This window comes from Mesorhizobium sp. M0239, from assembly GCF_040321815.1.
In the GTDB taxonomy this organism is placed as follows: Bacteria; Pseudomonadota; Alphaproteobacteria; order Rhizobiales; family Rhizobiaceae; genus Mesorhizobium.
Genome location: NZ_JAMYSG010000001.1, coordinates 135,119 through 150,885, shown reverse-complemented (window position 1 = coordinate 150,885; position 15,767 = coordinate 135,119). Strand labels below are relative to the sequence as shown.

The 15,767-nt window shown below is 63.9% G+C and carries 15 protein-coding genes; 2 read left to right on the top strand and 13 right to left on the bottom strand.

What is annotated here, in order from left to right; all coding sequences use genetic code 11:
- Both NKI99_RS00730 and NKI99_RS00725 read right to left on the bottom strand, forming a co-directional pair.
- The gene (locus tag NKI99_RS00730) at window positions 1-840 is read right to left on the bottom strand and encodes a substrate-binding periplasmic protein (RefSeq protein WP_031212267.1); all 840 of its coding nucleotides are present in this window, start codon (window positions 838-840) and stop codon (window positions 1-3) included.
- A gap of 186 nt (window positions 841-1,026) precedes the next feature.
- Window positions 1,027-1,716, bottom strand: coding sequence for an SDR family NAD(P)-dependent oxidoreductase (locus NKI99_RS00725; RefSeq protein WP_352609351.1), 690 nt, complete (start codon window positions 1,714-1,716; stop codon window positions 1,027-1,029).
- 367 nt (window positions 1,717-2,083) lie between these two features.
- Between NKI99_RS00725 and NKI99_RS00720 the strand changes: the two genes are divergently transcribed.
- Window positions 2,084-3,199 (top strand): anhydro-N-acetylmuramic acid kinase, encoded by a 1,116-nt coding sequence (locus NKI99_RS00720; protein WP_352609350.1) that lies wholly within the window; start codon window positions 2,084-2,086, stop codon window positions 3,197-3,199.
- A gap of 58 nt (window positions 3,200-3,257) precedes the next feature.
- Here the strand turns inward: NKI99_RS00720 and NKI99_RS00715 are convergent, their stop codons facing one another.
- From NKI99_RS00715 to NKI99_RS00705, 3 genes are read right to left on the bottom strand one after another with little or no spacing between them, the layout of a single operon-like run.
- Window positions 3,258-3,686 carry a GNAT family N-acetyltransferase gene (locus tag NKI99_RS00715; RefSeq protein ID WP_023808780.1) on the bottom strand — a complete coding sequence of 143 codons (429 nt, stop codon included), beginning with the start codon at window positions 3,684-3,686 and terminating at the stop codon, window positions 3,258-3,260.
- Window positions 3,683-5,074: a sigma-54-dependent transcriptional regulator gene (locus NKI99_RS00710; RefSeq protein ID WP_352609348.1), complete on the bottom strand. Its 1,392-nt coding sequence runs from the start codon at window positions 5,072-5,074 to the stop codon at window positions 3,683-3,685. Before NKI99_RS00710 ends, NKI99_RS00715 begins: the two co-directional genes overlap by 4 nt.
- Window positions 5,071-6,891, bottom strand: a complete 1,821-nt coding sequence (locus NKI99_RS00705; RefSeq protein ID WP_128302405.1) for a sensor histidine kinase — start codon at window positions 6,889-6,891, stop codon at window positions 5,071-5,073. Before NKI99_RS00705 ends, NKI99_RS00710 begins: the two co-directional genes overlap by 4 nt.
- Window positions 6,892-7,194: 303 nt before the next feature.
- Here NKI99_RS00705 and NKI99_RS00700 point away from each other — a divergent pair, with 303 nt between their 5' ends.
- Complete coding sequence (locus NKI99_RS00700; protein WP_023808783.1) at window positions 7,195-8,523, top strand: dicarboxylate/amino acid:cation symporter; 1,329 nt, start codon at window positions 7,195-7,197, stop codon at window positions 8,521-8,523.
- A gap of 52 nt (window positions 8,524-8,575) precedes the next feature.
- On the opposite strand, the gene NKI99_RS00695 is transcribed toward NKI99_RS00700, so the two are convergent.
- The 8 genes from NKI99_RS00695 to NKI99_RS00660 form a co-directional block, all read right to left on the bottom strand.
- The gene (locus tag NKI99_RS00695; protein WP_128302404.1) at window positions 8,576-9,619 is read right to left on the bottom strand and encodes an ROK family protein; all 1,044 of its coding nucleotides are present in this window, start codon (window positions 9,617-9,619) and stop codon (window positions 8,576-8,578) included.
- Window positions 9,616-10,338: a ribulose-phosphate 3-epimerase gene (locus NKI99_RS00690; protein ID WP_023808785.1), complete on the bottom strand. Its 723-nt coding sequence runs from the start codon at window positions 10,336-10,338 to the stop codon at window positions 9,616-9,618. Before NKI99_RS00690 ends, NKI99_RS00695 begins: the two co-directional genes overlap by 4 nt.
- A complete protein-coding gene (locus NKI99_RS00685) occupies window positions 10,335-11,168 on the bottom strand; it encodes an alpha/beta fold hydrolase (RefSeq protein WP_352609347.1) in 834 nt (277 codons plus the stop codon). Before NKI99_RS00685 ends, NKI99_RS00690 begins: the two co-directional genes overlap by 4 nt.
- The gene (locus NKI99_RS00680; RefSeq protein WP_352609345.1) at window positions 11,168-11,986 is read right to left on the bottom strand and encodes a sugar phosphate isomerase/epimerase family protein; all 819 of its coding nucleotides are present in this window, start codon (window positions 11,984-11,986) and stop codon (window positions 11,168-11,170) included. Before NKI99_RS00680 ends, NKI99_RS00685 begins: the two co-directional genes overlap by 1 nt.
- Window positions 11,986-13,062: a Gfo/Idh/MocA family protein gene (locus NKI99_RS00675; RefSeq protein WP_352609344.1), complete on the bottom strand. Its 1,077-nt coding sequence runs from the start codon at window positions 13,060-13,062 to the stop codon at window positions 11,986-11,988. The genes NKI99_RS00680 and NKI99_RS00675 overlap by 1 nt, the downstream gene beginning before the upstream one ends.
- 11 nt (window positions 13,063-13,073) lie before the next feature.
- A complete protein-coding gene (locus NKI99_RS00670; RefSeq protein ID WP_352609342.1) occupies window positions 13,074-13,895 on the bottom strand; it encodes a sugar phosphate isomerase/epimerase family protein in 822 nt (273 codons plus the stop codon).
- A 63-nt stretch (window positions 13,896-13,958) separates the two neighbouring features.
- A complete protein-coding gene (locus NKI99_RS00665) occupies window positions 13,959-14,798 on the bottom strand; it encodes a carbohydrate ABC transporter permease (protein ID WP_352609341.1) in 840 nt (279 codons plus the stop codon).
- Between the two features lie 5 nt (window positions 14,799-14,803).
- Window positions 14,804-15,700 (bottom strand): carbohydrate ABC transporter permease, encoded by an 897-nt coding sequence (locus NKI99_RS00660; protein WP_127291130.1) that lies wholly within the window; start codon window positions 15,698-15,700, stop codon window positions 14,804-14,806.
- Window positions 15,701-15,767 lie beyond the last annotated feature (67 nt).

The window sequence follows — 15,767 nt, the reverse complement described above, 5'->3', positions numbered from 1 at the left end:
TCAGGCTTTGCTCCCCTGGCGATAGCGGGCGATGATCTCGTCCGTGCTGAGAACCTGCTGACCCCGCGCGAGATCGAGATACAGATCGACAAAGGCTGCGAGATGCGGATTGTCCGGCCGCACGCCGACTGCGATCGTATCGACCTTGTCGGTCAGCGTGATGGAGCGCGCTACGACCGTCATCGACGGATCGTCGACCATCAGCTTCTTGATCTCGAAATCATCGCGATAGGCCATGTCGATCGTCCCGTTTCGGATCGCATCGATGATCAGATCCCAGCTTGCCAAGCGGTGGATTTGCGCATGCGGGAAAGTCGTGGCCGCATAAGTGGCGAATGAAGAGCCCTCGATCACGCCAAGATCGCCTGAGAAATCACGGACGATCCCTTCGGGCGGCTTGCCTTGCGCGATACGCGCCAGGTTGAGGCGGTTGGCGATCAGCCCTTGCCGCAGCATGGCGTAGGGGCGCGAATAGATGATCGACCGGCCGCGCTGAAGCGTCCGGCTGAGCTTGCCAATCGCCAGGTCGGCCTGTCCGGAACTGACCTGTTTCACAATATCGTCGAACGTTGCGGCGGATCGGTCGAACACCGGCTCGACGCCAAGCGCCGCGGCGATGCCGTGGGCCAGTTCCATGTCTATGCCATCGTCCCCCGATCCGTCGGCCGGGAAGAACGGATTGGAAGCGAAGGCCGGCATTGCGATGCGCAATGCATCGCCGCTCGCGATAGGTTGAGGGGCGCTCTCCGCCTGCTGTCCCAGAGTGCTGGCTGCCCGGGCTTGTGAAATCAGCAACCCGCCGCTCCCGGCCGCAAGCAGTGTACGACGTGTAACCGACATGCGCGTTCTCAATTAACCCGGGAAAGCTGCAACATGCACAACCGGCGTTAAACAAACGTATATATTACCCTATGTCTTTTTATGTATTGGATAAGCAGCTTAGCGCCACAAAATATCAGCATTGCCTAATATGCAAGGAACGGCGGAAGGATCGCATTACTTCCCGCCCGCCGGTCAGCTGGATTGTCAAAACGTCTCGACCCAGGGCCGCAACTCAAGCTCCGAGCTCCAGGCGCTGCGATGCTGGCGATGGGTTGTGAGATAGGCCTCGGCGATGGCATCCGGCGACAGGCGGCGGTCCGGCCGGTCGGGATCGGCTGCCTGTCCGGGCGGCTCGATCTGGCCGTCGATGATGAAGTGGGCGACATGGATGTTCTTCGGGGCGAGTTCGCGGGCCATGGACTGCGCCAGGCCGCGCAGGCCGAATTTCGGCATGGCAAAGCCGCCCGAGCCGGGAAAGCCCTTCACACTGGCGGTGGCGCCGGTGAACAGGATCGAACCGGATCCCCGGACAAGCAGCCGGCGCGCCGCCTGCTGGCCGACCAGGAAGCCGCCATAGGCGCCGACCAGCAATGCCTGTTTGACCGCTTCCGCATCGAGCTCGGCGATCGGGCCGCGTGTGCGTGCGCTGGCGTTGAACACCACGAGCGCCAGCGGGCCGGCCTTGTCGGCGGTGTCGAACAGCCTGGCGACGGACGCAGCGTCGGCGACATCCGTCTCAACGGCCAGCGCACCGGTCTCATCGACCAGAGCGCCCAGCTTCTCGACGTTGCGGGCGGCCAGAACCACGCGAAAGCCTTCCCGGGTGAGAAGGCGCGCAAGCGCGGCGCTCAGACCAGCGCCTGCGCCTGCAATAACGGCCACATCTGATGTCATGATTTTTCTCTCCTTGCGGATTTCGGCGGAAGCGTTTTGCTAGATCGAGCAAGGTCGCGCCTTCGCGCATGATAGGCAAGAGGTGGCGTTGCCGCTGTGTTGAGCCCAAACGACCGCGGAACCGGCGTTGCGCAGTCCAGTGTCGCCCGTGGCGCTACGAGGATAGGTCCGCCTCAGCACCGCGACCCCCGACAGGGGCAAGGCTTGGACCTTGCTCACCAACCGGATCCATCCGACACGTCATTTCGACAGTGGAATCGTTTTGCCTCGTCAAGCGGTCGGCGGCCTCATTAATGGGGACTGGAGCATGGTCCCGAAAAGTGGGAAACGGTTTTCGGAAAAGATCATGTTCGATAGGGAAACGATTATGGAACCAATCTGGGCCGTCGGCCTGATGACCGGCACGGTGCTGGACGGCAACATCGACGTCGCGCTGATCAAGACCGACGGCGAACGTATCGAGGATTTCGGCACCTACCGGCTGATGCCCTATCCTCCGTCGATCCGCTCCCTGCTGGAAGAGACGCTGACGGAGGCGCGGGCGTGGAACTTTGTCGGGCCGGAGCCGGCGATCTTCCGCACCGCGGAGGAAGCCCTGACGCGCGCGCAGTCGGCAGCCGTCAAGGAATTGGTCGAAGGCTATGGCATGACGATGGCCGATATCGGCGTCGTCGGTTTTCACGGCCAGACCGTTCTGCATCGCGCGCCGCAGGTTGGACGGCTGGGCCAGACAAGGCAACTCGGCGACGGTGAGCTGATGCATGCCATATTGGGTACCAAGGTCGCTTACGATTTCCGCTCGGCCGATATGCGCGCCGGGGGACAAGGCGCGCCGCTGGCCGCGGTCTATCACACTGCGCTGATGCGCGGCGCCGGCGCCAATGGCGAGGTGGCCGTACTCAATCTCGGCGGCGTCGCCAACATCACCTGGTGGGATGGCGCCGACAATGTCGTCGCCTTCGACACCGGACCCGCCAACGCGCCGCTGAACGATTTCATCAAGTCGAAGGGGCTCGGCGAGATGGACCGCGACGGCGCGCTTGGCCGTGCGGGTAAGGTGGACGAGGCCCGGCTGGCCAAGCTGCTGCAGCACCCCTATCTCACCAAGCCCTATCCCAAATCGCTGGACCGTTTCGACTTCGGCGCCGCCATGGCGGACGGGCTGGATGCGGAGGATGGCGCGGCACTGCTCACCGCCTTCACCGCAGCAGCCGTCGGCAAGGCACTAGACCTCTTACCAAGCCGTCCGAAAAAACTGGTGGTCAGCGGCGGCGGCCGCCATAACCCGACCATGATGGCAATGCTGGCCAGCCGCGCCGGCGTCGAGGTGGTGCTGGCGGAAAGCCTCGGTTGGAGCGGCGATGCGGTCGAGGCGGAGTGTTTTGCCTTCCTCGCGGTTCGCGTGTTGCGCGGCCTGCCGATCAGTTTCCCGAGCACCACCGGCGCGCCGCAGCCGATGCGTGGCGGAAAACTCGCCGGCTAGACTCTTGCTTTGACGCAATTCCGGACGCAAAACCGCTTCACACTTTTCCTGGAATTGCTCAACCGCCAACCAGTTCCTTCTGCAGGAAGATGCGGCTGCGGCCGACAGGGAAATCGGCCAGCGAGCCGAAGGGCCGATAGCCCTGGCGCTGATAGACCTTGGCGGCGTTCGGATTGAAGGTATCGATCCAGGCATTGTTGCAGCCGCGCGCCACCGCTTCCTGTTCGGCCGCGTCCAGCATTGTGCCGGCCATGTGCTGGCCGCGCAGCCGCTCATCGACCCAGAGCCATTGCACATAGAGCCAGCCCCAGGCCGTGTAACCGGAAATGCCGGCGACGACCGCGCCATCCTCGTCGCGCACAAACACCACAAGCGCCTTCCTTTCGGATGCGCCGACATCGCCGTCGTTGAACGCCGTCAACCTTTCGCCGAGAAAGGCGAGTTCTTCCGGCGAGGGATTTGCCGTCGTTTCAATGGTCGTATTCATCGCTTTTCCGAGATGGGTTGCGTATCGGTATCGCCGCCATTGCGAAATTCGGATGCGGCAATGCCGTAGCGCTTGAGCTTGTCGTAAAAGGTCTTGCGCGGCACGCCGAGGGCGTCGATGGCGCCGCGCACGTCGCCGCCATGGTCGCGCAGCGCGTCACGGATGAGCTGCGCTTCGTATTGGCCGACCCGTTCGGGCAATGCTGCCGCAGGCTCCGGCGCGTGCGCGGAGACCGTCCTCACCTCATCGTCCGGACCGAGACCGAGCGCGACGCGATCGGCGAAATGGGCGAGCTCGCGGACATTGCCCGGCCAGTCATGCGACTGGAGATGATCGCTGACGGCTGCATTCATCTTGGCGACGGGCCGGCCGAACCGTTCCGCCGCCTTGCCGAGGAAATGCCCAAACAGCATCGGGATATCGCCGCGCCGTTCGCGCAGCGGCGGTATGCGCAGCGTCACCACGTTGAGGCGAAAATACAGATCCTCGCGAAAATCACCGCGCTGGTCCGACCGCCCGAGATCGACCTTGGTCGCCGCAACGACCCTGAGATCGATGCGCCTGATATCGTTCGAGCCAAGCGGGGTGAGGCTGCGCGTTTCGAGCACCCGCAGCAGCTTGACCTGGAGCGCCGGGGGCATGGATTCGATCTCGTCGAGAAACAGCGTGCCGCCACTGGAATGCTCGATGCTGCCGATCCGCCGCCGCTGCGCGCCGGTGAACGCGCCCGCCTCATGGCCAAACAACTCGCTCTCGATGACCGTCTCCGGTAGGGCGCCGCAGTTCAGTGCCACGAAGGGTTTTGAGCGCCGCCGCCCCCACCTGTGCAGCAGGTCAGCCACCACTTCCTTGCCGGTTCCCGTTTCTCCCTCGACCAGCACGTCGACATCCATGTCGGCGATCTGACGCAAGGTCTCGCGCAGCCGCTTGATGGCAGGAGCCTCGCCGATCAGCGGCAGGCCGTCAGTGGCGAGCGCCGCGGCTTCGCGCAGCCGCCGGTTCTCCATCACCAGTCGTCGCTTCTCCGATGCCCGTTTCAGCGCCTCGACAAGGCGGTCGCCGGCAAAGGGTTTCGGGATGAAATCGTAGACACCATCCTTGAGCGCGGCCACTGCGAGATCGACGTCGCCATGGCCGGTGACCAGGATCACGGGTATGTCCGGGTCGATCGCCTTGATGCGATCGAACAGCTGCAGCCCGTTCATGCCCGGCATGCGGATGTCGCTGACCACCACGCCTTCAAAGGTCCTGTCGACAACGGCAAGCGCTGCCTCGGCGGCGTCGCGCGCGACCACAGTGAAGCCGGCAAGCTCGAGCAATTGCGTTGTGGCGTGAAGGAGGTCCGCATCGTCGTCGACGAGCGCCACCAACCCTGATCCCTCAATCATTCAATTCGCCTCAAGTCGACGGTAAAAGATGTGCCGGTGCCATTGCTGGGATCGAGCCGCAGCGTGCCGCCCAATTCCTGGGCAATCTCCAGCGAGATCACCAGCCCGAGACCAAGCCCCTTCTCCTTGGTGGTCTGGAACGGCATGAACAGATTGCCGGCTGCTTCCGGGCCGAGACCTGGGCCATTGTCGCGCACCGAAATCAGCACCCTGTCGTCGTGCTCGGCGAGTTGGATCTCGATGCGGGGATCAGACTGGTCCTTCATCGCGTCGAGCGCATTCTGCAAAAGGTTGACGAGTATCTGCTCCAGCCGGATGCGGCTGGCCAGGACCACCGGCGAGGCATTGCCGCGCGGCTTGACGATGGTCACGCCGGAATCACGGATGCGGCCCGACAGCAGCGACAGCGCGCCATCAATTGCCTCGCGCACCGGCAGCGGCGAAGCGGCAACCCCGGGTCGACGGGCGAAAGTGCGCAAGGTGCCGGTGATCGCGCCGATGCGCTCGGTCATCGACACGATCGACGTCAGATTGCCGCTGGCCGGTTCGGTTTTGCCGGTTTCGAGAAAGCGGCCCGCATTCTCGGCATAGGTGCGGATAGCGGCGACCGGCTGGTTGATCTCGTGCGCCACGCCGGCGGCGATTTGGCCGAGGATGGAAAGCCGGTTGGCCTGGGCGAGGTCGTCGCGCAGCCGGCGCACCTTGGCTTCGGCATTCTCGCGCTCGGCGATTTCACCGGCAAGTGCGGTGTTGGAGCGGGTCAGCTCGGCCGTTCGCGTGCTGACTCGGCTCTCCAGCTCGGCATTCATACGCGCCAGCGCCTCCTGCCTCAGCCTGCGCGTTCGCCGGCGCCGGGTCAGCACGTAGGCAAGCAAGCCCATCAGCAGAAGCCCAAGCAGCGTGGTCAGGCGCGCCGTGTTGGCGGCCGATGAAAGAGCAGCGTCGGCGGGAGTGAGCAGCCAGAGACGCCAGCCAGGAACAGCACCAGGCAAATCCTGCACCACCTCGACGAACTGGCGCGGTTTTCCCGCGTTGTCGATCGTCGCCAGGCCGTCACCCGCGCCGCGCCGGATCGGCAGCGGCTCGAAGCCTGCATCGGCCAACTGGAGCTGCTCGTGGGCTGCGGCGGTGTCCTCGGCCGACAGTGGTGCCAGCGCACGGAACCGCCAGTCGGGCTGGCTGGTAGCCAGCACCACGCCGCGTTCATCAGTGATGAACACAAGCAAACCGCTGGAACGCCAATTGGCTTCGACGCCGTCGAGTTCGACCTTCAGCACCGCAACGCCAAGCGGCTTGCCGCCATCGTCGACGCGGCTGGCAAGGTACAGCCCCGGTCTGCCGCTGATTGTGCCGAGGCCATATTGGCTGGCAGCACCCTTGCTCATCGCTTCCTGGAAATAGTGCCGAAAATTGTAATCGATGCCGACAAAGCTCGCCGGTTCGTCGGCATTGCTGGCTGATATGGCGATGCCTGCCGTATCGATGATGTAGATGGCGGATGCCGAGGCATCGCCGGCAATCGACTTGAGCTTGTCGTTGAGGGCCTTTTCTTTCATTTTTCCGGCCCGGCGCAGAGCGCCGCGCACCGCATCGTCTCTGGCCAACACCAGTGGAACCAGGCGCTGCTTTTCGATTTCGCCGGTCAGGGTTCCCGCCGCCAGCGGCAGTGCGGCGAGTGCCGTCTCGCGCAGATTATCGGCCGCCTGGCCGGAGGCGATGCGCCCGGCAATGGCGATCGCGCCGGCCAGAAAGGCAAGAGCGACGACCACGGCAACCCAGCGGCCATCGCGCAGCCGCGCCACCGCCTCGCGCAGCAATTCACGGCCGGCAAATCCAGGGAATCCGCTATCGGTGGCTGCTTGCGGCGACGCCCTCTCCCCTTTGCTCGCGGCTTTCGGCCAGTGTAATGCGAAAATCCGCCCAGGCAAACACTGCCTGTGCGGAAATCCGCACAGGCTTTGCCCGCATGACGTCAGACAAAGGCGGAAATCCCGTGGTTCCGGCCTTTCCGCGAACTGGCACAACGCTTGCAAAACTCCCTGGCAGCGGCGTGCGACCGGAGCGCCGCGATGGGAGAAGTCACGCAGGGCGCTCCGCCCCATCCGGCCAGGGAGAGTTCGATGCACATCGCAGACCAATCAGGCGCGCTTGCCGCGCAGCGCAAGCCTTTCTATGCCCAACTCTACGTGCAGGTGCTCGTCGCGATCACGGTCGGCATCCTGCTCGGCCATTTCTATCCGTCGGTCGGCGAGAGCATGAAGCCGCTCGGCGACGCCTTCATCAAGCTGGTCAAGATGATCATCGCCCCGGTCATTTTCCTGACCGTGACGACGGGCATTGCCGGCATGAGCGACCTGCAGAAGGTCGGACGTGTCGCCGGCAAGGCGATGCTCTATTTTCTCACCTTTTCGACGCTGGCTCTGATCATCGGCCTTGTCGTCGCCAATGTCGTGCAGCCGGGCGCCGGCTTCAACATCGACCCGGCGACGCTCGACGCCTCGACCATCAGCACTTACGCCGCCAAGGCGCACGACCAGTCGGTCACCGGCTTCCTGATGAACATCATCCCGTCGACCATCGTCGGCGCCTTCGCCGATGGCGACATCCTGCAGGTGCTGTTCTTCTCGGTGCTGTTCGGCATCGCGCTGGCGTTGGTCGGCGACAAGGGCACGCCCGTGCTCAATTTCCTGCAGGCGCTGACGACACCGATCTTCAAGCTGGTCAGCGTGCTGATGAAGGCCGCCCCCATCGGTGCCTTCGGCGCCATGGCCTTCACCATCGGCAAATACGGCATCGGCGCGGTCATCAACCTCGCCATGCTGGTCGGCACCTTCTACGTGACGTCGTTCCTGTTCGTGTTCGTCGTGCTTGGCGCGGTCTGCCGCTACAACGGGTTCTCCATCCTGTCGCTGATCCGCTACATCAAGGAAGAGCTGCTTTTGGTGCTGGGCACCTCCTCGTCGGAGGCCGCCCTGCCCTCGCTGATGGAAAAGATGGAGAAGGCCGGCGCCAAGCGCTCGGTGGTCGGCCTGGTCATCCCAACCGGCTATTCCTTCAACCTTGATGGCACCAACATCTACATGACCTTGGCGGCGCTGTTCATCGCACAGGCGACCAACATCCACCTGTCGATGGGTGACCAGATCCTGCTGCTGCTGGTGGCCATGCTTTCCTCCAAGGGCGCCGCCGGCATCACCGGGGCCGGCTTCATCACCCTTGCGGCGACGCTTTCGGTGGTTCCGGCCGTGCCGGTCGCTGGCATGGCGCTGATCCTCGGCGTCGACCGCTTCATGTCGGAGTGCCGGGCGTTGACCAACTTCGTCGGCAATGCTGTCGCCACGCTGGTGGTGGCGCGCTGGGAAGGCGAACTCGACGAGGCCAAGCTGGCGAGGGCGCTGGCGGGCACGGCCGACGATAGCCTGCCGGCGGACGTTGTTCCCGCCGAGTAATGACGCGCGGTCAATGCGTAAAAGGCCGGAGGCGTGCTGCCTCTGGCCTTTGTCATGCAGGTCGCAACGTCAGACCGTGCCGGTCTTGCTCAGCGGTGTCCGGAAACGTGCTTGGGCCAACAGGCATGCGGGCTGCCAAAGTGCCGCCGTCGTCGAACAGCACAAGGCTGGCGGCGCCGACGAGCCCGGCATGGCGGCCGAGCTGGGCCTGAACGACCGGCACGTCGCGATAGGCGCGCATGGCCCGTTGCCTGATGGTCGCCTCGATGGTCGGCAGCATCAGGTCGAGCCCATTGGCGATGCCGCCGCCAACGACCAGCACATCGGGCGAATAGAGATGCAGGAGATTGGTGAAGCCAACACCCAGCCAGCGCGCTTCCTCCTCCAGCAAGGCCGAGGCAAGAGCGTCCTGCAGCCGTGCCGCCTCGACGACATGGCGGCCGGTTACCTCCGCGTCCGCTGACAAGCGTCGCAAGGTAGAGCCGTCTCCGGCTGCCGTGGCGGCGCTGGCGCGGCGGCCAAGTGCCGTTCCCGAGGCGATGGCCTCGAAGCAGCCAACGACACCGCATACGCAGCGCTCGCCTTCATTGGTGATGGTCATGTGACCGATCTCGGCGGCAAGGCCACGGCGGCCATGCAGGATGCGGCCGTCGACGACGACACCACCGCCAATGCCGGTGGAAACCGTGACGAAGACCAGCGAGCCCGCACCATGGCCGGCACCGAAACGCCATTCGCCGAGCGCCGCGGCATTGGCGTCGTTCTCCAGCCGCACCGGCAGGCCGAGCCGCCGCTCGAGGATGTCGGCAAGCGGCACGTCCAGCCAGCCGGCGAGTGTCGGCGGGCCGACGGCGATGCCGGCCAGCGGATCGAGCGGTCCCGGCGCACCGACGCCGACGCCGACGATCGAGAGTGCCGGCGCCTCGGCGTGGACTGTCGCCGCCAACGCCTCGATCTGGCCGATCACCACATCGGGACCGGCCTGCGCCTGCGTCGGCACCGCCGCGAATGCCAGGATCTTGCCGTCGCGGTCGACCAGGGCGACACGAAGCTCCGTCCCGCCAAGATCGATCGCAAGGGCGGCTTCTGATGTCATGCCGCGACCTTCAAGCCGTGCAGCCAGCCGATGCGGCCGGCGAGGTCCTTGTCACCGAAGGCGAGCGAACCGAGAACCACGGTTTCAGCCCCGGCGGCACGCAGCGACGGCACGGTCTCGTGGCGGATGCCGCCATCGGCCGCCAGAACCACCTGTGCCTCACGGCCGGCCTTTCTCAGGATGGCGCGGGCAGCGCCCAGCCTGTCGCAGGCCTTGTCCGACAGGCTCTGTCCCTTGACGCCGATTGCGGTTCCAAGAAGCGTCACGAAGGCGACTTCCGGGGCAAAGGCCGTCACCGCTTCCACAGGCGTCTCCAGCCTGAGTACGACGCCGGCCTCGGCGCCGAGCTCCCGCGCCAGCCGCACGGCGCGCAATCCGGCCTCGCCATTCTCGGCATGGACGCTGATCATGTCGGCGCCGGCCTCGATGAACTGGCGCGTCTGCGCCTCGACGATTGCTTCATCGACCATCAGATGGACGTGGATGGGTTTCGCCGTCAGCCCGGCGATGCGGGCGACAAGATCGGGAAAGAACAGGAAGGACGGGGCGAAGTGGCCGTCCGCCACATCGATATGATGAAGATCGACATAGGGCTCGATGCGCTTCAAGTCGTTTTCGAAATTGGCGAGGTTGGCCGACCACAGCGAGAATTCGGCGATCATCCGATCGCGTGGCAATGCGGCGATGGCGGCCGGGCCTGAGAGAGGTTTCGAGATCATGACTGGTCCTGGTTGTTGAAATTTATGTCGAGAAAGTCCGCGATGGCGGCGCGAATTTCGGCGAAATGGCGCTCCTTGTCGGTGGCCTTCGGCCTCACCTCGGCAAAGGTCGCATTGGGGATGGCGTCGGCGAGGCTGCGGGCGGCGGCCAGCGGATGGACCAGATCGATGCCGCTGCCGATGACGAGCGTAGGGAACGCAAGGCTAGCGGCCGCTGCCCGCGTCACGCCAGGTCCATCCTCTGCGATCGCCTGCATCACCTCGGCGAAGACGGGCGCGTCTTCGCGCGCGAAGAAGCCGAGCAGGGAAGCAAGATTGTCCGGCGCTTCGGTGCGAAAGCGGGCGGCCGTCGCGGACGCCGCGAAGATATCTCGCGCCTCCGATAAAGGACGGCTGAGGATGAGCTCCGCCACTTCCACGTAAGGGCGCATGTTTTGCGGTGCCGCGTCGAAAGCCCAGGCAGGGCGAACAAGCACCAAACCCAGGACGCGGTCAGGGTGGCGGGCGGCAAGCTGCAAGGCAATGGCCGCACCCATCGAAATGCCGCCGGCGACGAAACGGTCGAGGCCGGCCGCATCTGCGGCGGCCAGCACATCATCGGCGAACATCGCGATCGAAAAAGGGCGCTTGCTACCGGCGCCGGAACCGCCCTGCGCGCGGCATTCGACGGTCAGCCGGCGGTATGACGGGCTGTCGGGATAGTTCTGCGCGACCTGCGCTGCGTCACCGCCGAGGCCATGCTGGAAGACGACGGGAAGTCTGCCCTGCCCTGTGTCGAAGACACGAAGCGCTGCATCGTCGCGGAGCAGGATCGTCGGGGCGGCGCCCATCAGAGGAGCCTTCGTAGAAAGGCGGCGACATCGGGGGCTTCGTCGGCGGACAGCCCGTGGGTGACGAGCGATCCCTCGAAGCCGACTGCCTTCAGCCGCGCGCCGAAATCCGGGAAATCGACGATGCCTTGCCCTGATGGGGCAAAGCGGCCGTCACTATAGCGGTCCTTGGCGTGCGCCATGGCGATGTGGCCTGCGGCCTCGTCGATCGCGGCGGCAACGATGGCGCGCGCCTCGCCGGGCGTGGCGTGTTCGAACAGGTTTGCCGGATCGAGCACGATCTTCAGATGCTTCGATCCCATCTCGGCGATCAGCCGGGTCGCATCCCTGGCCGAGGTGACGATGTTGGCCTGCTCAGGCTCGATGCCGAGATCGACATTGGCACCTTCGGCCAACGCCAGCGCCTTCGCCATCTCGGCGGCCATGTCGGACCAGGCGGCCGGATCGGCATTGTCGGGATGATAGGCCCACTGATCGGCGGCGTTGCGCGAGCCGGTGCAGAGCGTGACCAGCGGGATGCCGAGGGCAGCAGCAGCCTCGATGACTACGGCGAGACGCCGAAGGCCATCGTCGCGCACGGCTTTGTCGGGATGCGCCATGTTGTAGGTGCCCGAAAGTGCTGCAAGTGAGACACCGCTCGATTGCGCTGCGGTGCGGATGGAGGCGATGGCGTCCGCCGGCACAGCATCCGGCATCGACGGCAGGCCGGCACAGGCCAGATTGAGCTGCGTCGTCTCGTATCCCGACTGCTTCACCGCAGCCAGCACGGCGGCCGGGTCGGTGCCGGCAAAGGTCTTGGCGAAAATGCCGAGACGCATCACACCGCCCCCGAAACCGAGGCGAGTTCGACTCGCTCGCCTGATACCACCGAACGCGCGATGGCGACCATGGCGCGGATCGAGCCGATGCCGTCCTCGACATTGGCGCCGCGCATCGGCGCGCCGTTCAGCACCGTGTCGGCAAGACCTTCCAGCTGGCGGCGGAAGAAATGGCCATCGGCGCCGAGCGGCCGGCGCGATGTCGCGTCCTTCTCATGAAAAATGTCGACCTCGCTGGCGCGGAAATACCAAGGGTTGAATGTCCTGGCGATAACGGAGCCGTTCTCGCCATAGAGCTGAAAACCTTCGTGCCAGTCCATGCGCACGGCAACCGTCAGGTCGAGATGGCCGAGCGCGCCGCTGGCGAACTCGGTCTCGACGAACCAGCAATAGGCGCCGAAACGCTCGTTGAGGCGCGCGCGGACCGCAAGGATTTCGCCACACAGGAAACGCGCCGTGTCGACGAGATGCGAGCCATGCGCCAGCATGAAATATTGCCTGAGATCAGCCTTGGGATTTCCCGCTGGCTTCCTGGCTAGCCTGCTGGTGACGGGCAGCGGCTGCACGGCATCGGTGTTGGTGTAGCGATGGGTGGAATCGCAGTACCAGGCCTTCAGCGCAAGCACTTCGCCGATCTCGTCGCGAACGAAGTCGCGCGCCGCCTCCAGTGCCGGATCGAAGCGCTTCATGTGCCCGACCTGCAGGATCTTGCCCGAGCGCCTGACCGCTTCGGCCAGCGCCTCGCCTTCCTCGACGGAGGTGCCGATCGGCTTCTCGCACAGCACATGCTTGCCGGCATCGAGCGCCTTGATCGACATCGGCACGTGATAGGCGTCCGAGGTGGCGACGATCACGGCTTCGAGTTCGGGATCGGCGAGCATCGCATCATAGTCGGCGTACATCTTCTGCGGCTCGTAGGTGGCGCCCATGCGGGCGAGCAGATCAGGTGCCGCGTCGCAGATGGCGTAGAGATCGGCATTGGCGGCCTTCGTGCAGGATTGGAGATGCGCGAACTGCGCGATGGGGCCGCAGCCGAGCACGCCGACCCTGAGGCGTCTGTCCTGTTTCTTGATCATCGTCTCGTTCTTCAGGCGCCGTAGGAGCGCATCGTCTGGCGGTTGGTCTTGACCGCGCCGGCGGGATCGGCGGCGGCCGTTTCGGATTCCTCCTCCAGCACCAGCCAGCCGTTGAAGCGCGGTGCGGTGCCGGCGATCTCGATGGCCGCCGGGGTGTCGCAGACGCCCTTGCCGAGCATGGCCCAGGTACCGTTGGCATCGACGTCCTTCAGGTGGATGTAGCGGATGCGGTCGCGGTGGGTGCGCAGCGTGTCGGCCATGTCCTTGTGGCCGCGCAGGATATGGCCGGTATCCGGCACCCAACCGACCAGATCGGGATCGAGCAAGGCAAAGATCGTGTCGTAGTCGGCCCGGTCGAACAGCAGCGTGTTGTGGTGCGAGCTTGGATGCACCGCGACGTGGACGCCGGTCTTGCGGCCAAGCTCGCCAGCCTCGTTGTAGACCTCTGCGGCGATGGCGAATTTGTCGTCGCGCGGACCGTCGGAGACCACCGTCGCAGAGCCCATCGACACGAGCGCGCCAGGGAAGGCGGCGGCGAAGTCGATCCAGCGTTTGGCGGTCTCGAGATCGGCGCCGATCTTCTCCTTCAGCGTGAAACCGCTCTTCGAGCCGAAGGCGAAGGAAACCAGCGTCAGGCCGGACGCCTTCAGCGCGGTGGCGAACTCCTCCGGCTTGTCGCCATAATGTCCGATCATGGTGTCGGTGATCTCGATGCCGGCATAGCCACCGTCAGAGATCGCCTTCAGCAGATCGTCGGGGCCGCCGGTAAACCGGTCTCCCAGCATTTCCCAGGTGAAGGTCTGGCAGCCGACTTTGAGCTCTTTCACGTTCATCCTTTCATTCCTTGATACCGCTTATTACTTGCTGCCACTCTGCGTCGCCGTCGGATGGACATCCTACTTGACCGAGCCCGCGGTCATGCCGGCGAGGAAGTACCTCTGGGCAACGAGGTAGATGAGCAAAAGCGGTAGCGAGCCGAGCACGCTCATCGCCATCATCTGGTTCCATTCGAAGGCATGCTGCCCCATCAACAGCTGGATGCCGATCGGGACGGTGCGCATGGACGTCGACTTCGTCAGTGTCAGCGCAAAGAGAAATTCGTTCCAGCACAACAGGAAGGTGTAGACCGACGTCGCCACGATGCCAGGCAGTGAAATCGGGACGATCACCCGCCAAAGCGCTGTCCAACTGGTGCCGCCATCGACGGCTACGGCTTCATCGAGATCGCGGGGCAAGGTGTTCAGATACCCCGTCATCAGCAGGATCGCGTAGGGCAGCGTAAACACCAGATAAGTCAGGATCAGTGCGACATAGGTGTCGAAGATGCCGTATGAGACGACGAGCCCGAAGAAGGGGATCAAAAGTGTGATCGGCGGAATCGTCTGCGTGCTGATGATGATTGTGTTGAGGCTGCCCTTGCCGCGGAAGTTGAAGCGGCTGAACCCGTAGGCCGCCAGCAGGGCGATCAGCACCGTCAGCACAGTCACCGCTCCCGCCACGAAATAGCTGTTGAAGAAGAAGCGCAGCTTTACCGGGTCGCCAAGGATGGCTGCATACGCTTCCAGCGTAAACGCCTTTGGCAGGATGGTTGGTGGCAGGGCAAAGATTTCGGTATTCGATTTGAACGAGCTGCTCAGCATCCAGTAGATCGGAAAGGCCGCGAAAAAGAGCCCCGCTGCAAGCGCTACATGGAGCGCGACGGTGATCAGCCTGTCTTTCGTATGCCTTTTCCTCATGATGACTACCGAGCCTTTTGATAGCGAATATAGAACAGCGTCAGGCCGAGAGAGATCAACAAGATGACCACAGCGCTCGCCGAAGCCTGCGACAGGTTGTAGCTCGAAAACGCCAGCTTGTAGGTGTAGGTGCTGAGGACCTCGGTCGAGTAGATCGGGCCACCGCCCGTCGTTATCCAGATTAACGGGAAGACCTGCATGGTCCAGATGAAGTCGAGCAGCGAGATGCTGATGATGATCGGCATCAGCTGCGGGATGGTGATGAAGATCAGCTTCTGGTAGGCTTTCGCCCCGTCGATATCGGCGGCCTCGTAGAAATCCTTGGGAATGCCCTGCAAACCCGCGAGCAGGCTGACCATGAAGAGCGGATAGCCCGCCCAGATATTGGCGAAGGTGACGGCGTGCAGCGCGGTCTCAGGCGAGGAAAACCATTCGACCTTGGAACCGATGATGCCGATTTGCATGAGTATGCTGTTCACGACACCGTTCGGCTCAAGCAGCAGGCGCCAGATCACGGCGATAATCACCGCGGTGAACAGCCAGGGCAATATGTAGAGCACGCGCAGAATATTGCGCAGCGTCGGATTGATGCGGTCGCTGTTCAGCATAAGCGCGAAAACCATGCCGATGGTCATGTGGAAAATGACACTCATGCATGTGAAGTAGAGCGTGTGCCACAGCGAAGCCCAGAACACGGGGTCGTCGAAGATCGCCTGGTAGTGTTTCAGTCCGGCAAAGGATGGGTCACGACGCAGCACCGCGCTGTTCTGGAACGAGTAGCCAATCACCGTCACCATCGGCAGCAGCATCAGAAGCCCGATTATGAGCAGCGAGGGCGACAGATAGAGGTAGGGTGCGACCGCTCGTTTAAGCTTATGGTGGGAGCGCTTTTGCCGGGTCATGTGCCAACCTTGGGATACGCCTTCAAGAGAAGGTAAGCTTCAAAAACAGGTCCACTCAAATTGCCGA

What these genes read in the sequence shown, in the direction of transcription:
- NKI99_RS00695 (WP_128302404.1), bottom strand. Translation starts at nt 9,619, where the DNA reads ATGACATCAGAAGCCGCCCTTGCGATCGATCTTGGCGGGACGGAGCTT.
- NKI99_RS00690 (WP_023808785.1), bottom strand. Translation starts at nt 10,338, where the DNA reads ATGATCTCGAAACCTCTCTCAGGCCCGGCCGCCATCGCCGCATTGCCA.
- NKI99_RS00660 (WP_127291130.1), bottom strand. Translation starts at nt 15,700, where the DNA reads ATGACCCGGCAAAAGCGCTCCCACCATAAGCTTAAACGAGCGGTCGCA.
- NKI99_RS00725 (WP_352609351.1), bottom strand. Translation starts at nt 1,716, where the DNA reads ATGACATCAGATGTGGCCGTTATTGCAGGCGCAGGCGCTGGTCTGAGC.
- NKI99_RS00670 (WP_352609342.1), bottom strand. Translation starts at nt 13,895, where the DNA reads ATGAACGTGAAAGAGCTCAAAGTCGGCTGCCAGACCTTCACCTGGGAA.
- NKI99_RS00685 (WP_352609347.1), bottom strand. Translation starts at nt 11,168, where the DNA reads ATGGGCGCCGCCCCGACGATCCTGCTCCGCGACGATGCAGCGCTTCGT.
- NKI99_RS00700 (WP_023808783.1), top strand. Translation starts at nt 7,195, where the DNA reads ATGCACATCGCAGACCAATCAGGCGCGCTTGCCGCGCAGCGCAAGCCT.
- NKI99_RS00730 (WP_031212267.1), bottom strand. Translation starts at nt 840, where the DNA reads ATGTCGGTTACACGTCGTACACTGCTTGCGGCCGGGAGCGGCGGGTTG.
- NKI99_RS00675 (WP_352609344.1), bottom strand. Translation starts at nt 13,062, where the DNA reads ATGATCAAGAAACAGGACAGACGCCTCAGGGTCGGCGTGCTCGGCTGC.
- NKI99_RS00720 (WP_352609350.1), top strand. Translation starts at nt 2,084, where the DNA reads ATGGAACCAATCTGGGCCGTCGGCCTGATGACCGGCACGGTGCTGGAC.
- NKI99_RS00665 (WP_352609341.1), bottom strand. Translation starts at nt 14,798, where the DNA reads ATGAGGAAAAGGCATACGAAAGACAGGCTGATCACCGTCGCGCTCCAT.
- NKI99_RS00680 (WP_352609345.1), bottom strand. Translation starts at nt 11,986, where the DNA reads ATGCGTCTCGGCATTTTCGCCAAGACCTTTGCCGGCACCGACCCGGCC.
- NKI99_RS00710 (WP_352609348.1), bottom strand. Translation starts at nt 5,074, where the DNA reads ATGATTGAGGGATCAGGGTTGGTGGCGCTCGTCGACGACGATGCGGAC.
- NKI99_RS00715 (WP_023808780.1), bottom strand. Translation starts at nt 3,686, where the DNA reads ATGAATACGACCATTGAAACGACGGCAAATCCCTCGCCGGAAGAACTC.